Source organism: Mycobacteriales bacterium, assembly GCA_040902655.1.
In the GTDB taxonomy this organism is placed as follows: domain Bacteria; phylum Actinomycetota; class Actinomycetes; order Mycobacteriales; family SCTD01; genus SCTD01.
Map to the genome: position 1 here is coordinate 67,250 of JBBDWV010000052.1, position 14,243 is coordinate 81,492.

Here is a 14,243-nt window from a genome sequence, read left to right on the forward strand (position 1 = left end):
GACAGGCGATGGCAGAGCAGGTGCTGGCAGCGGTTCGGACAGGACCGGGGGCCACCGAGCTCCGCGAGTTCCCGATGCCGGACGTGCCGGACGACGGGGCGTTGCTGAAGGTCGAGGTCGCCGGCATCTGCGGCACCGACGTGAAGATGTACGCCAAGCCGCCGTTCGCCGACCCGGTGATCATGGGGCACGAGAACGTCGGCATCATCGCGAAGGCCGGCAAGGGGTTCCTCCAGCGCAAGGGCCTGCGCGAGGGCGACCGCGTCTTCGTCGAGCACTACGTCGGCTGCTTCCACTGTGACTGGTGCCATGCCGGGGAGTACCGCCACTGCGAGCTCACCGACTGGCGCACCAACCCCGATGCCCGCCGCTACGGCTACACCTCCGCCGACCACCCGGGCCGGCTGTGGGGTGGCTTCTCGCAGTACATGTTCCTGCCGTGGAACTCCGTCACGCACAAGGTGCCGGACGGCGTGTCCGCCGAGCTGGCGGGTCTGGTCACGCCGCTGTCCAACGGCATCGAGTGGGCGCTCAACGCCGGCGGCGTCGGCTACGACTCCACGGTGCTGATCCAGGGGCCCGGTCAGCAGGGCCTGTCGCAGGTCGTGGCCTCCAAGCAGGCAGGCGCCTCGCTCATCGTCGTCACCGGCACCACCCGCGACGCGGCCCGGCTCGAGCTGGCTCGGGACCTGGGGGCCGACGCGGTCGTCGACGTGCAGGCCGAGGACCCCCTGGCGCGGATCCTGGAGCTCACCGGCGGCCGGGGTGTGGACGTGGTGCTCGATTGCACGGCCGGAGCGGGGACGGCGCCGGTGCTGCTCGGCATCGACGCGCTCAAGCGCCGGGAGGGCGTGATGGTGACTCAGGGTGAGCTGGCCGGCTTCCCGGACTTCCCGCTGAAGAAGATGTCGGAGAAGGCGATCACCCTCAAGAGCGCGCGCGGTCACGGCTACCGGGCTGTCGAGCTGGCCCTCGGGCAGCTGGCCTCCGGCCGCTTCCCGCTGGACCGGCTGGCCACCCACACCTTCGGCCTGCAGGACGTGGACCGGGCGATCCGCCTGCTCGGTGGCGAGACCGGCGAGGACGCCATCCACGTGTCCCTGCTGCCCTGGGGCGTGCAGTCATGAGCATCGTCGTCCGCGGCATCCGGCGAGCCGGCCAGGACGTCGTCGACGGGCTCGCGCAGTGCGGCGTCTCGACGGTCCACGAGGCACAGGGGCGCCGCCACCTGCTCGACCCGGCGCTGCGCCCGATCTACCCGGGTGCCCGCGTCGCCGGGACGGCCGTGACCGTCAGCGTCGCTCCGGCCGACAACTGGATGATCCACGTGGCCGTCGAGCAGTGTCAGGCGGGCGACCTGCTGGTCGTCGCCCCGACCTCGCCCTCGCAGGCGGGCTACTTCGGTGACCTGCTGGCGACCTCCCTCGCCGCGAGGGGGGTGCGCGGCCTGGTGATCGACGCCGGCTGTCGTGACGTCGCCGACCTCACCGCCATGCGCTTCCCCGTCTGGTCGCGGCACGTCTCGGCGTTCGGCACCGTGAAGGAGACGCTCGGCAGCGTGAACATCGGGCTGGTGTGCGCCGGCCAGTGGGTCGAGCCGGGTGACGTGGTGGTGGCCGACGACGACGGGGTCGTGGTCGTTCCGCGGGTCAGGGCCGCACAGGTGCTCGAGGCCTCCCGCACGCGCGAGCAGAAGGAGGCGGTCACCCGGGAGCGCTACGCGCGGGGGGAGCTCGGACTCGACGTGAACGCGATGCGCGAGCGGCTCGCGCGCAAGGGCCTGACGTACGTCGACCAGGAGGTGGACGGACAGTGATCATCGACATCCACGGCCACTACACGACCACCCCGCCGGCGCACCAGGAGTTCCGGGACGCGCAGCTGGCCGCCCTCACCGACCCGTCCCTCCCCGTCCCGCAGCCGTCGGTCGTCCCGGACGACGCCATTCGCGAGAGCATCGAGGACAACCAGCTGCGCATCCTGCGTGAGCGCGGTGGCGACCTGATGATCTTCTCGCCGAAGGCGTCGGGCATGGAGCACCACGTTCCTGACCCCACCACGGCGGTCGCCTGGGCGCAGGCCGGCAACGACCTCGTGGCCCGGGTCGCCGGGCTGTTCCCCGAGCACTTCGCGAGCGTGTGCCAGCTGCCGCAGACGCCCGGTGGCTCCCTCGACGACGCCGTCGCCGAACTGCGGCGGTGCGTCGAGACGATGGACTTCGTCGGGTGCAACCTCAATCCCGACCCCTCCGGCGGCTTCTGGACCTCGCCCCCGCTGACCGACGAGTACTGGTTCCCGCTGTACGAGGCGATGGTGGAGCTGGACGTGCCGGCGATGGTGCACGTCTCCAGCTCGTGCAACCCCGTCTTCCACGCCCTCGGCGCGCACTACCTCAACGCCGACACGTCGGCGTTCATGCAGCTGCTCGAGGGTGACCTGTTCGGCCGCTTCCCGACGCTGCGTCTGGTGATCCCGCACGGGGGAGGGGCGGTGCCCTACCACTGGGGGCGCTACCGCGGACTGGCGATGCGCAACGGCTGGCAGGACCCGACCGAGCTGCTGCGCAACGTCTTCTTCGACACCTGCGTCTATCACCAGCCGGGCATCGACCTGCTGCTCGAGGTGGTGCCGGCCGACAACGTGCTGTTCGCCTCCGAGATGCTCGGTGCAGTCCGCGGCGCCGACCCCGACACCGGGATCGCGTGGGACGACACCAAGCAGTACGTCGATGCCGCGGGCCTGACCGAGCAGCAACGCCGGAAGGTGTTCGAGGGGAACGCGCGGCGGGTCTACCCGCGGCTCGACGCACAGCTCACGGCGAGCGGGAGGTAGGGCAGTGGCCAGGCTCGCCCTGACCTTCGCCTGCGGCGACTACGACCGGACCCGGGCCCTGGAGGAGGGCATGATCCGGGCGGACGGCATCGAGCTGACGTACCTGCGGCTGCCGGTCGAGGAGACCTTCTTCCGGATGATGCGGCACCGGGAGTTCGAAGTGGCCGAGATGTCGCTGTCCTCCTACGTCATGTCGCTGCAGCAGGATCCCGCGCCGTTCGTGGCGCTGCCCGTCTTCACCTCCCGGCAGTTCCGGCACGGTGGCATCTACTGCCATGCCGGCGCGGGCATCGAGCGGCCGGAGGACCTGCGGGGCAAGCGGGTGGGCACCCCGGAGTACCAGGTCAGCGCCGGGGTGTGGATCCGCGGCATCCTCGCCGACCGGCACGGCGTCCCGGCGGACTCGGTGCGCTACCTGACCGGCGGGCAGGAGACGGCCGGCCGGATCGAGAAGGCACCGCTGCAGCTCAGCACGAACGTCGACATCACCCGCATCGCTGCGGACCAGACGCTGTCGGCCCTGCTCGCCGAGGGCGAGATCGACGCGCTCTACACCCCCCGCATCCCGTCGCCGTTCGCGGCGCGTGATCCCCGCGTACGCCGGCTGTTCCCGGACGCCGTCGCGGCCGAGAAGCAGTACTACGCGGACACCGGGATCTTCCCGATCATGCACGTGGTGGTGGTGCGGCGGGACGTCTACGAGCGCCATCGCTGGGTCGCCCAGTCGCTGTACAAGGCGCTGCTGCTGGCCAAGCAGGAGGCGATGGTGAGCCTGTACGACTCCTCCGCGCTGCGCTTCATGCTCCCGTGGCTGAACCACGACCTGGAGCAGGCCAAGCAGCTCATGGGCGACGACTTCTGGTCCTACGGGCTGGAGGCGAACTCCCACGTACTCGCGACGTTCCTGCGCTACCACCACGAGCAGGGGCTTTCCTCCCGGCAGCTCGAGCCGGCGGAGCTGTTCGCGCCGGAGGCGACGGAGTCCGCGGTCATCTGAGCTCGGCTCAGCCGGCGGCGACGACCAGGGATTTCAGTGGCACGGCGGCGTCGGCGGCGTCGGCAGCGGGGATGCTCGCTCCCGAGGTGAGTGCCTTGCGGACGACCATGTAGTCGATCGGGTTGTTCACGGCGTCGACCGCCAGCAGCTCGCCGCCGCGGTAGTACAGGCACGAGAACCGCTCGCTGTCCGGCTCTCCCCGCACCACGCACTGGTCGTAGCCCGTCGACAGGCCGGCGATCTGCAGCTTCAGGTCGCCCTGGTAGGACCAGAACCACGGGACCGTCCGGGTCTCGACGTCCCGGCCGAGCAGGCTGGCGGCGGCGATGCCGGCCTGCGCCACGGCGTTCTGGACCGACTCGAGGCGGACCCGGCCCACGCCGGTCAGGGGGTGCGGCTGGACGGTGCAGTCACCGGCGGCGACCACGGCCGGGTCGCTGGTGCGGGCCGCGGCGTCCACGACGATGCCGCCGTCGCATGCGAGGCCGAGCTGCTCGGCCAGCTCCGTGCGCGGGGCGACGCCGACGCCGACCACGACGAGGTCGGCGGGCAGCTCGGTCCCGTCGGTGAGGACCACCGCACGTACCCGACCACCGTCGCCGTGGAACCCGGCGACGCCGGTCGAGACCAGGACGTCGGTGCCGCGGCGTCGGTGCGCCTGGCGGTAGAAGTCGGAGACCACCGGTGCCACGGCGCGCGCGATCAGCCGGTCGGTGGCCTCCACGACGGTGACGTCGCTGCCCTGTGCCCGCGCCACCGCAGCGGCCTCCAGGCCGATGAACCCGCCGCCGACGACGACCACGCGGGACGCCGCCGTGAGCCGTGCCTGCAGCTGCTGGGCGTCGTCGACGTCCCGCAGATAGCAGACCCCGTCGAGGTCGGCACCCGGAACCGTGAGCCGTCGAGGGCGGGCGCCGGTGGTCAGGGCGAGCCGGCCGAAGGGGAGCTTCCGACCGGAGGACGTCGTGGCGGTGCCGGGAGTCGTGGTCAGGTCGGTGACCCGCTCGCCCAGGACCAGCTCGATCCCGGTCTCGGCGTAGAAGGCGGGCGTGCGGAAGTCGAGCGCGTCCCGGGTCGAGCTGCCGGTGAGGAACTCCTTCGACAGCGGCGGGCGCTGGTAGGGCGGGTGCACCTCGGCGCCGACGATCGTGATGGCAGCGGTGTCACCCAGCTCGCGCAGCGCGACCGCCAGCTGCAGCCCCGCCTGGCTGGCACCCACGATGAGCGTGCCGGCGTTGCTCATGTCAGCGCCGGCGTGACGGAGGGTGCGGCGGCGCGCCTCATGGAGAACCCCTTCAGGTGAATGGACTTACCATTCTACCTCTGAGGGGAGGATTCGTCACCTGCCGTTCCGGAACGGCCGGAGCGGCCGCACCGCCCGGGTACGGGCCCTTTCGGGAGGTGTCAGGGGGAGAGGGGGCGGGCCAGCCGGCGCAGGAGCGGGGCCTGGCTGCGGGCGGGCGACGTGACGAGTGCCGGGGAAGTGTCGCGACCACGATGACGCCGCAGCCGCGGCTCACCGGCGCGGACGAGGTCGGCGGACACGCCGTCCTCGTGGAACAGCAGACCCTGCACATCGGCAAACACGGGGCGACCTCCCTCTCGGCGCGCACGGTTGCGCACTCACTACCGTCAACAAGGGGGTCTTCGCCGGGAGTCCGACCCGTGGCGTGATGCTGGACATAGACCTGCACCACGTGCGGGCGAACAGCAGGAGCAACGGGCCCGCGCCCGTTCCCGACCATGAGGTGAGCGCCATGTGTCACAGCGATACGAGCAGTCCACCGCCGGCAAAGGGAGCCGTGGCAGCCGCCTCGGCCGCCGAGGTCACCTTGCGAAACGCCGAAGGGATCGATCTGCTGGCGTTCCACGCCCGGCCGAGGAAGCCGACGGGTGTCGGCATCGTCGTGCTGCCGGACGTCCGTGGCCTGCACCAGTTCTACAAGGAACTGGCCGTGCGCTTCGCAGAGACAGGGGCCGAAGCCGTTGCCATCGACTACTTCGCGCGGACGGCCGAGGATCCGGACCGCGCCGAGGGCTTCGACTTCGCGCCACACGTGCAGCAGACGACGCCGGAGGGCATCGCGGCGGACGTGCACGCCGCCGTCGATCATCTTCGGGAGGCGGGGGTTCGTTCCGTCTTCACCGTCGGCTTCTGCTTCGGCGGAAGCTACTCCTGGCGCCAGTCAGCCGACACCCCCGGGCTGGCAGGGGCCATCGGTTTCTACGGACGCCCAGAGCGGACCGAGGACGCCGTGGACGGGATGAGAGCTCCGCTGCTCATGCTGGTCGCCGGCGCCGACGCGAACATCCGTGTCGGCGACGTGGAGCAGCTTGCCCGCAGAGCTCGTGCGGCGGGAGTCGCGGCCGACCTGCACGTCTTCGACGACGCTCCGCACTCGTTCTTCGACCGGCGCGCGGCCGAGCATGCGCAGGCGTGCGCCCGCGCCTGGGACCTGGTGCGGGCGTTCATCCACGACCACGCGTGACCCGACGACGCCCCCTCCCCGTCAGCGGTCGGTCGGAAGCCCGGGAAGCCAACGGGGGACCTTCGAGGCGTAGTCCTCGTAGGGCGTCCCGAAGATCTTCGTCAACCGGCGGTGGTCAGTGCGTGCCCGCTCGTCGAACCAGTGCACGAGGCCGGCAGTGAGGGCCAGCGACACAGGAGAGCGGGTGACCAGGGTCAGTCCGGTGAGGAAGACGAGGTGGCCCATGTACATCGGGTTGCGGGTGTGCGCGTAGATCCCCGTCGTCACGAGCTCGTCCGGCTGGCCCTGCGACATTCCGGGAGGCCCGCCGGCGCGGGTGATCCGATAGTTCCCGGACAGGCGGTACTGCAGGTAGCCGGCGACCAGCAGCGGCGCCCAGCGAGGGTGCAGCGGACGACGGGACAGCGCCTGCTCGGCCAGGACGAGGGCCGGGATCACGGCGAAAGTCCGGGTCGAGGTGCCACGGATCGAGAACCTCATGAACTGACCTCCGGGACGGTGGTGCGACGGCGCAGAGCGGCGGCAGGCAGGGTCATCGCGGCGCCGACCAGGGCCACGGACGGGGCAAGGGGCAACAGGATCACCAGCCCTGCGACGGTGAGAGGTGCGGCGAACAGCGCAGCGGCGCGGAAAGTACCGGTGACGGCGATCGCCTCGCCCCGCTCCTCCGGGTGGACCGACTCGGCGGCAAGAGCAAGGCCCAGCACCTGGAGGAGCCCAGCCGCCAGGCCACTGCCGGCCAGCACGATCCCCGACAGCACCGCGTGGGAGGCCAGGGTGGCAGTCAGTGCAGTCGCCAGGCCGGCCACGACGATGCTGCCGAGAACGACACGTGTGGACCACTTCGGCCGGACCCGGGCGGCGACGGCCGTACCGACCAGCGCCGCTCCGTTGGCGACGGAGACCAAGATGCCGATCGTCGAGGCGGACTGGCGTGCGGCGTCCAGGGCGACGGGGACGTAGGAGCCGAGCAGTCCCCGCCAGGCCCCGGCCGTGACTCCGGCCCAGCAGCCGACGTCCACGCCGGGGCGGCGCCACAAGCGGCCCGGCGGTCGGTCCTCCGGTGGGACGAACGGCGGCAGCCGGTCCAGCAGGAATGTCGGCACGACGCCGACGGCGGCGATGCCGGCGGCCACCGCGAGGGCGAGTGCGGGGGTGCGCTCGGAGAGCAGGCCGGCCACGGCCGGGCCGAGCAGCAGGCCCACGGACGAGACCAGGTTGACCGTGGCCAGCGTGCCCGCGGCGCGGCCGGGACCGCGGACGACGTGGGTCTGGGTCCCGGTCCAGAAGCAGGCCCGCGAGACGCCCTGCAGCACTTGGGCGAGCACGAAGGGCACCAGCGACGGGGACAGCACCACGATGCCGTTGCTGAGCGCGAGGAGCAGCCCTGCACCGGCGATGAGGGTCCAGTCCGCCCAGCGACGCATCACCGCACCGAGCACCATGCGGGTGGCCATCTGCGCCACCGCGGAGACGGCGACGAGGGCACCGATCCCCGCGGCGGAGTAGCCGGCCCTCAGGGCCAGCAGGGGCAGTGCGACGCTCGCGATGGCGAGTGCCAGTGAGTACACGGCGGCGCCGGCAGCGGACGCGAGGACGTCGCGGGAGAAGCGCGAGCGCAGCCCCCCCCGCGACGTCGTCACAGGGTCATGCCTGGGCGGGAACCGAGCTCAGCTCGGCGGTGTACTCGGGGGCGTCCTCGAGGTAGTGCACCTTGTCGTAGCCCAGGTGCTTGAAGACGCGGTTCTGTGCGGCGAGCAGGCGCAGCTCGCTGCCGTCGGCGGCGAAGTGCTGCACCACGGTGTTCTGCGGGACGTAGAGCGTGTCGCCCTTCTTGATCTCGTGCCGAGTGGGCTCCTTGGCGATGCGGGCGTAGTACTTCTCCGCGATCTCCTCCTGCACCTCCCAGTGCAGCGAGTAGCCCTCGCCCTCGAGCACGTAGTCGACCTCGTCGGCCATCTTCCAGTGCTTGCCCGAGCGACTGCCGGCCGGGATTGCCAGCTCGAAGATGTCGACGCTGAACTGGCGCAGGTCGGTCCGGTCCATGTTGATCAGGTGTCGGACGTTGCCCATCTGGGTGAGCTCCCAGTGGGTGTCCTCGGGCGTCACGATCTTCTTACGCTCCAGCACGCCGTCGGTCCAGATCGCCGACCAGTCCTCCCGCGGGCCGAACTCTTCCGCCCGTTCGATCGGGCCGCTGCGGCCCTGCTGGATCAGGCCCATGAACATCCAGGTGCACTTGGCCTTGATGACCAGCGCGACGGCCTTCTCGTCGTTCGGGTTGAAGTGCCGGTGCACCGAGTCGGTGTGGACGAAGGCCAGGTCGCCGGCCTTCCAGTCGTAGCGCTGGTCGTCGTGGATCTCGTAGCCGGCGCCCTCGAGGATGTAGAAGGCCGCCTCGTTCTGGTGGCCGTGCCCGTGGTTGGAGCTTTTCGGCGGCAGCTCGACGAAGTGGACCTGAAGCGTCTGGGTCAGGAAGTCCTCGTCGCCGGGGCCGATGCGCCACCAGGTGCGGGACTGCTCGGAGTCACCGGAATGCCCGACCTTCGCGTCGTCCACCACGACCGAGTCATCGCGGACCCGCTTTGCAGCGAGCTGGGCCTTGCGGAAGTGCCCGAGGCCGTAGGTCTCCGAGGTGAGGCCTCGGACGAACACGCGTCCCTTGCCCATTGCGATCTCCTGTTCTCCGACCACGCGGGTCGGACGAGTGTGGCCACCGGACGACCCGGGGCGGTGCTGTGCGGGCAGGTGCTCGTTGGGCGCCCGCATTGTCCACCCGCGGGTCGTCTCGACGGCCCGGCTTCGTCGGGGTGCCGTTCCCGCGACGGGGACGACGGGCGACTGCCCTGGCCGTGACCCTCCTCCGCGTGTGACGAGAGTTACCGTAGCACCGGATCGGAGTGATGTCAGACCATTTACCCAACACGGACTCGGCGTGAACCCTTGCCCGGAGCCGTCCCCGTCGACCCGCACCGGCGGCTGCTCGAGGGCGAGGATCCTGAACTGGGCTGAACCCTGAGCCTCAGTGCAGCGTGACGGTGATGGACTTCTCGCGGGTGTAGGAGAGCAGCTCCTCGGGGCCGTTCTCCTGCCCGATGCCGCTCTGCTTCCAGCCCCCGAACGGTAGGGTGCTGTTGCGCCGGCCGGAGCCGTTGACGTAGACGTAGCCGGCGTCGACGGCCTGCGCGGTGCGCAGCGCGGCGTTCACGTCGTTCGTCCAGATGTTGGCGGTGAGCCCCAGCGGCAAGGCGTTGGCCCGCTGCACGACGTCGTCGACCTCGGTCCAGCCGAGCACGGAAATCACCGGACCGAAGATCTCCGTCCGGACCACGGTCATCTGGTCGTCCAACCCGGTCAGCACGGCCGGGGTCAGGTAGAAGCCGGTGTCCAGACCAGCTGGGCGGACGCCGCCGTAGTCGACGGTGGCACCCTCGGAGCGGGCGGTGCCCACCATCTCGACGACCCGGTTGTAGTGAGAGCGGAAGGCCAAGGGCCCCACCTCGGTGCGGTCGTCGAGCGGGTCGCCCACGACCATCTCGGCCAGCCGCTCGCAGAGGGCGTCGACGAACGCCTCGCGGATCGCGTCGTGGACGAACAGCCGGGAGCCCGAGCCGCACGACTGCCCCGTGGAGCGCGCGATGTTCATGCCGGCCACCGCGGCGCGGGCGGCCTGCCGGACGTCGACGTCGGGGAAGACGATGACCGGGTTCTTGCCGCCGAGCTCGAGCGTGACGTGCTTGATCTCGTGCGCAGCGCTGCGCAGGACCGCGCGGCCGGTGGCGACCGAGCCGGTGAAGGCGATGCGCGGGACGTCCGGGTGCTCGGTCAGCCGAGCACCCACCACGGTGCCGAGTCCGGTGACCACGTTGAGCACGCCCGGGGGGAGAAACTGCGCGGCGATCCGCGCCAGTTCCAGCGCGGACAGCGACGTCTGCTCGCCCGGCTTGAGGACGACGGCGTTGCCCGCCGCGAGCGGTGCCGCGCACTTGCCGGCGGCGAACTTGATCGGGTGGTTGAAGGGGACGATGCGGCCGACGACGCCGTACGGCGTACGAAGCGTGTAGGACACCGAGCCGTCCTCCGCCGGGGCGCTGACACCACGGGTACCGGAGCCGGTGCCGGCGAAGTAGCCGATCTCGCCGACGGCCTGGTCGAGATCCCGGCGCATGGCGGTGATCGGTGCGCCGCCGTCCTGGACGTCGAGCCGCGCCAGCAGCTCACGCTCGGCGGCCAGCGCGGCGGCCAGCTCGCGCAGCAGGCGACCCCGCTTGTCCCAGCCAAGTGCTGCCCAGGCGGGCGCCGCCTGGCTCGCTGCGTCCACGGCTGCGTCCACGTCGGCCGCCGTGCCGGCCGGGAAGGTCCCCACGGCCTGCTCGGTCGCGGGGTTCTCCGACTCCAGGACGCCGCCGTCCGAGGCGTCGACCCACTGGCCGCCGATGTGCATGCGACGGTGCGGCAGGTTCTCGGTCAGCACGGTCACGGGGCTCCTCGGCGGCGTACGGGGCGGCTCTGAGCGGGGCTCGACGCCCATAGAACCCTCCGACGTGGCTGATTGACAAATGGTTAGACCACTGCGCATGCTGGCGCCTTGCCCTGTGACTGGCATCACCGGGGTCCGGCCGTTCGGCGCCGGCCTCGTGGCGGTCCATCGACGAAGACGGGATCTGCATGCTCGACGCTCTCTGGAGCAGTCTGGGACAAGTCCTCGAGCCGGGGACCCTCCTGCTGATGCTCGTCGGGGTGGGGATCGGCTTCGTGGTCGGCATCCTGCCCGGGCTCGGCGGTGCGGTGACCCTGGCGTTGATGCTGCCGTTCACGTTCACCATGGAGCCGGTCGAGGCGTTCGCCTTCCTGCTCGGCATGTCAGTCGTCACGGCAACGACCGGCGACATCACCTCGGTGCTCTTCGGCGTTCCCGGCGAGGCGACCTCAGCGGCAGCGGTCCTCGACGGCTACCCGCTGACCCGGCAGGGCCAGGGGGGTCGCGCGCTCGGTGCGGTCCTGAGCAGCTCCACCTTGGGCGCGTTGTTCGGCGCGCTCGTGCTGGCGCTCTCGATCCCCATCATGCGGCCCCTGGTTCTGCTGCTAGGGCCGCCGGAGTTCTTCGCGCTGACGATCCTCGGGCTGACCTTCGTGGTCACCCTGTCCGCGGGCAACATGCTCAAGGGCTTCGTCATGGCCGTCTTCGGTCTGCTCGTCGCTCTCGTCGGCCTGGACCCTCAGCAGGGCGTCGAGCGGTACACCTTCGGCCAGCTCTACCTCTGGGACGGCATCGGCCTGATCCCCGTCGTCGTCGGTCTGTTCGGGGGCGCCGAGGTCCTGCACATCATGCTGAACAAGAAGGCCATCGCCAAGAGCGACCGGGACGCCACCGGCCAGAACTACCCGGGCGTGATGACCGGTGTGCGCGACTCCTTCCAGCAGTGGCGGGTTGTTCTGCGGGCCAGCGGGATCGGCGTCGGGATCGGGATCGTCCCCGGCCTCGGCGGCACGGTCGCGCAGTTCATCGCCTACGGCCAGGCGCAGCAGAGCTCCAAGAACCCGGAGATGTTCGGCAAGGGCGCCATCGACGGACTGGTGGCGGCGGGCGCGACCAACAACGCAAAGGACGCCGGCTCGCTCATCCCGGTCGTGGCCTTCGGCATCCCGAGCGGGGCCGGTTCCGCCGTCCTGCTCACCGCCTTCCTCATCGTCGGTCTGAATCCCGGCCCGGAGATGCTCACGACCAACCTTGACGTCACCTTCTCGATGGTCTGGGTGACGATCCTCGCCAACATCGTCGCGGTCGCGATCGCCTTCGCGTTCATCAAGCCGCTGACCCGGCTCACCACGATCTCTGGACCCCTGCTCGTCCCCTTCCTCGTGCTGCTGCTCGTGTTCGGTGCCTACACCTCGAGCAACAGCTTCAACGACGTCTTCGTCATGCTCGCGGCCGCCGCGATCGGCATCGGCTGCCTTCGGTGGAACTGGCCCCGCGTCCCCTTCCTCCTCGCGCTGGTGCTGGGTGCGCTCGCCGAGCGCTACCTGTTCCTGTCCTACTCGCTGTTCGGCTGGTCCTGGCTGGGTCGACCGGGGGTTCTGCTGATGGCGGGGATCTGCCTGCTGGCGCTGCTGCAGGCCGGACGGATCAAGCGTCGTGCCGGCCGGGCTCCTGCCCGGACCGCCGCCAGCACCGACCAGGCCGGTACGCCGTGACCGAGCAGCCCGCCGTTCTTGCATCGGCCGCGAGGCGGACCCCCCTCGAGAAGCCACCGCTGGCGGACCTGGTTCTCGGTGCCCTCGCGCTGGTCATGTTCTCCGTCGCCGGGCTCAAGACCTTCGACTGGTCGTTCCGCACCGCCTTGTTCCCGCGCATCGTCACCGCAGCGGGGGTGGTTCTCGCGGTGCTGTTCCTGCTCGCTTGGGCGCGGGCCAGGCACCGGCACCGGCCGCTGGACCCGGAGCAGGGCGAGGGGCTCCCGGTTTCCGAGCTGCTCGACGAGGACGACCTCCACGACCAGGACGTCGAGTATGTCTACGCGACAGCAGGCCGGGCCGCCTGGATGCAGGCCCTGGCCTGGGTGGCGCTGTTCGTCGTGCTGCTGTACGTGACGGGGCTCTTCGTCACGTCCGCTGTCTTCGCCTTCACCTACCTGCGTTGGGGAGCCGGCCGTAGCTGGCTGTTCTCTGCTGTGTACGCGGCGGTCATGAGCGGGGTGCTCTACGTCGCCCTGGCCGTCCTGCTCGTCGTCTCGGTCCCTGAGGGGCTGTTCTCGTGACCCCTCGCAGCATTACTTCCACGTCCCCCGTTCCCGATGAGAGGCCTCCCTCGATGAACCGCAGCACGCTCCGGCACTCCCTGACCCGACCGCTGCCGGCCCTGGTGGCCTGCGCACTCCTGCTCAGCGCCTGTGGCTCGGGCGACCCGGACACCGCGGCGACCGGCGAGAGCGCCGGTGGCGCAGCGGACGCCGACGCCTGTGCCGGGCTCGAGGGGGAGAACCTCACCCTCGTCGTGCCGTACTCGCCCGGTGGCGGCTACGACTCCTACGCCCGCCTGATCGCTCCGACGCTGGGCGACAAGATCGGCGCCACCGTCGTCGTGAAGAACAAGCCCGGCGCCGGGGGCCTGCTCGCCCTGAACGAGCTGCTGACCGCGGATGCGGACGGCACCTCGTTCGCCATCATGAACGGCATCGGCGCCGGTGGCGCATCCCTCGCCGGGGCCGAGGGCGCCTCCTTCAAGCTCGACGAGCTCAGCTACATCGGGCGGGTCGCCGGCGACGCGCAGATGATCGTCTCGGCCGGTGACAGCCAGTACAAGACCTGGGAGGACGTCGAGGCCGCATCCGGCTTCAAGTTCGGCTCGACCGGACCCGGCGCCTCGGACTTCGTGACGCCGTCGCTGCTCATCTCGGTCTTCGACCTCGACGCCAAGCTGGTCACCGGCTTCGAGGGCTCTAGCGAGGTCGAGCTGGCCCTGCTCCAGGGCAGCGTGGACGGGATGTCCGGTCAGCTCGACAGCCGACAGGCCGGCCTGGAGAGCGGGGACCAGCAGGCGCTGGTGACCTTCGATCGCGAGCGTCCCGACATCGCCCCCGACGCACCCACCATCCTCGAGCTGGACATCGACGAGGACCAGAAGGCGCTGCTGGAGGCACACCTCAACCTGCTCGACGTCGGTCGGCCGCTCGTCGGTCCGCCGGACATGGACGCCGACGCCCTCGAGTGCCTGCGAGGCGCTCTGGCCGAGACGGTGGAGGACCCGACCCTCGTCGCGCGGGCCGCAGAGGCCAAGCGCCCGTTCAACTACCTGTCGGGCGAGGAGCTCGACGAGGCGATCACCGGGCTGCTCGACGCTCCCGAGGAGTACGTCAGCGTGCTGACAAAGTCCTTCGCCGAGTCGTCCTGACCCTGCGCGGGGGCCCCCCCCCCGGGGGGCCCCC

General features: G+C 70.8%; 14 protein-coding genes. 8 read left to right on the plus strand and 6 right to left on the minus strand.

Annotation, left to right across the window (positions count from 1 at the left end; genetic code table 11):
* Window positions 1-8 precede the first annotated feature (8 nt).
* Genes WD794_14860 through WD794_14875 form a run of 4 tightly spaced genes read left to right on the plus strand, consistent with a single transcriptional unit; the run spans window position 9 to window position 3,829 of the window.
* A complete protein-coding gene (locus WD794_14860; GenBank protein MEX2291590.1) occupies window positions 9-1,127 on the plus strand; it encodes an alcohol dehydrogenase catalytic domain-containing protein in 1,119 nt (372 codons plus the stop codon).
* A complete protein-coding gene (locus WD794_14865) occupies window positions 1,124-1,816 on the plus strand; it encodes a 4-carboxy-4-hydroxy-2-oxoadipate aldolase/oxaloacetate decarboxylase (GenBank protein ID MEX2291591.1) in 693 nt (230 codons plus the stop codon). Before WD794_14860 ends, WD794_14865 begins: the two co-directional genes overlap by 4 nt.
* A complete protein-coding gene (locus tag WD794_14870) occupies window positions 1,813-2,832 on the plus strand; it encodes an amidohydrolase family protein (protein ID MEX2291592.1) in 1,020 nt (339 codons plus the stop codon). The genes WD794_14865 and WD794_14870 overlap by 4 nt, the downstream gene beginning before the upstream one ends.
* A 4-nt stretch (window positions 2,833-2,836) precedes the next feature.
* On the plus strand, window positions 2,837-3,829 hold the full coding sequence (locus WD794_14875) for an ABC transporter substrate-binding protein (GenBank protein MEX2291593.1): 993 nt from the start codon (window positions 2,837-2,839) through the stop codon (window positions 3,827-3,829).
* A gap of 7 nt (window positions 3,830-3,836) precedes the next feature.
* Here the strand turns inward: WD794_14875 and WD794_14880 are convergent, their stop codons facing one another.
* Together WD794_14880 and WD794_14885 are read right to left on the minus strand one after the other, a co-directional pair.
* Entirely contained in the window at window positions 3,837-5,072 is a 1,236-nt protein-coding gene (locus WD794_14880; protein ID MEX2291594.1) for an FAD-dependent oxidoreductase, read from the minus strand.
* A 161-nt stretch (window positions 5,073-5,233) separates the two neighbouring features.
* Complete coding sequence (locus tag WD794_14885) at window positions 5,234-5,416, minus strand: hypothetical protein (GenBank protein ID MEX2291595.1); 183 nt, start codon at window positions 5,414-5,416, stop codon at window positions 5,234-5,236.
* 215 nt (window positions 5,417-5,631) lie between these two features.
* Here WD794_14885 and WD794_14890 point away from each other — a divergent pair, with 215 nt between their 5' ends.
* Window positions 5,632-6,318 carry a dienelactone hydrolase family protein gene (locus WD794_14890; GenBank protein ID MEX2291596.1) on the plus strand — a complete coding sequence of 229 codons (687 nt, stop codon included), beginning with the start codon at window positions 5,632-5,634 and terminating at the stop codon, window positions 6,316-6,318.
* Between the two features lie 21 nt (window positions 6,319-6,339).
* On the opposite strand, the gene WD794_14895 is transcribed toward WD794_14890, so the two are convergent.
* From WD794_14895 to WD794_14910, 4 genes are all read right to left on the minus strand, one after another.
* Window positions 6,340-6,798, minus strand: a complete 459-nt coding sequence (locus WD794_14895; protein ID MEX2291597.1) for an isoprenylcysteine carboxylmethyltransferase family protein — start codon at window positions 6,796-6,798, stop codon at window positions 6,340-6,342.
* The gene (locus WD794_14900; protein MEX2291598.1) at window positions 6,795-7,961 is read right to left on the minus strand and encodes an MFS transporter; all 1,167 of its coding nucleotides are present in this window, start codon (window positions 7,959-7,961) and stop codon (window positions 6,795-6,797) included. The genes WD794_14895 and WD794_14900 overlap by 4 nt, the downstream gene beginning before the upstream one ends.
* 4 nt (window positions 7,962-7,965) lie before the next feature.
* Complete coding sequence (locus WD794_14905) at window positions 7,966-8,988, minus strand: cupin domain-containing protein (GenBank protein MEX2291599.1); 1,023 nt, start codon at window positions 8,986-8,988, stop codon at window positions 7,966-7,968.
* Window positions 8,989-9,340: 352 nt separating this feature from the next.
* Window positions 9,341-10,798 (minus strand): aldehyde dehydrogenase family protein, encoded by a 1,458-nt coding sequence (locus WD794_14910; GenBank protein ID MEX2291600.1) that lies wholly within the window; start codon window positions 10,796-10,798, stop codon window positions 9,341-9,343.
* Between the two features lie 188 nt (window positions 10,799-10,986).
* Between WD794_14910 and WD794_14915 the strand changes: the two genes are divergently transcribed.
* From WD794_14915 to WD794_14925, 3 genes are read left to right on the plus strand one after another with little or no spacing between them, the layout of a single operon-like run.
* The gene (locus WD794_14915; protein MEX2291601.1) at window positions 10,987-12,513 is read left to right on the plus strand and encodes a tripartite tricarboxylate transporter permease; all 1,527 of its coding nucleotides are present in this window, start codon (window positions 10,987-10,989) and stop codon (window positions 12,511-12,513) included.
* Window positions 12,510-13,076, plus strand: a complete 567-nt coding sequence (locus WD794_14920) for a tripartite tricarboxylate transporter TctB family protein (GenBank protein MEX2291602.1) — start codon at window positions 12,510-12,512, stop codon at window positions 13,074-13,076. Before WD794_14915 ends, WD794_14920 begins: the two co-directional genes overlap by 4 nt.
* Before the next feature lie 53 nt (window positions 13,077-13,129).
* Window positions 13,130-14,209, plus strand: a complete 1,080-nt coding sequence (locus WD794_14925; GenBank protein MEX2291603.1) for a tripartite tricarboxylate transporter substrate-binding protein — start codon at window positions 13,130-13,132, stop codon at window positions 14,207-14,209.
* Window positions 14,210-14,243 lie beyond the last annotated feature (34 nt).

Coding starts and splice junctions, on each gene's coding strand:
- WD794_14880 (MEX2291594.1), bottom strand. CDS start 5,072: ATGAGCAACGCCGGCACGCTCATCGTGGGTGCCAGCCAGGCGGGGCTG.
- WD794_14860 (MEX2291590.1), top strand. CDS start 9: ATGGCAGAGCAGGTGCTGGCAGCGGTTCGGACAGGACCGGGGGCCACC.
- WD794_14865 (MEX2291591.1), top strand. CDS start 1,124: ATGAGCATCGTCGTCCGCGGCATCCGGCGAGCCGGCCAGGACGTCGTC.
- WD794_14905 (MEX2291599.1), bottom strand. CDS start 8,988: ATGGGCAAGGGACGCGTGTTCGTCCGAGGCCTCACCTCGGAGACCTAC.
- WD794_14915 (MEX2291601.1), top strand. CDS start 10,987: ATGCTCGACGCTCTCTGGAGCAGTCTGGGACAAGTCCTCGAGCCGGGG.
- WD794_14925 (MEX2291603.1), top strand. CDS start 13,130: ATGAACCGCAGCACGCTCCGGCACTCCCTGACCCGACCGCTGCCGGCC.
- WD794_14895 (MEX2291597.1), bottom strand. CDS start 6,798: ATGAGGTTCTCGATCCGTGGCACCTCGACCCGGACTTTCGCCGTGATC.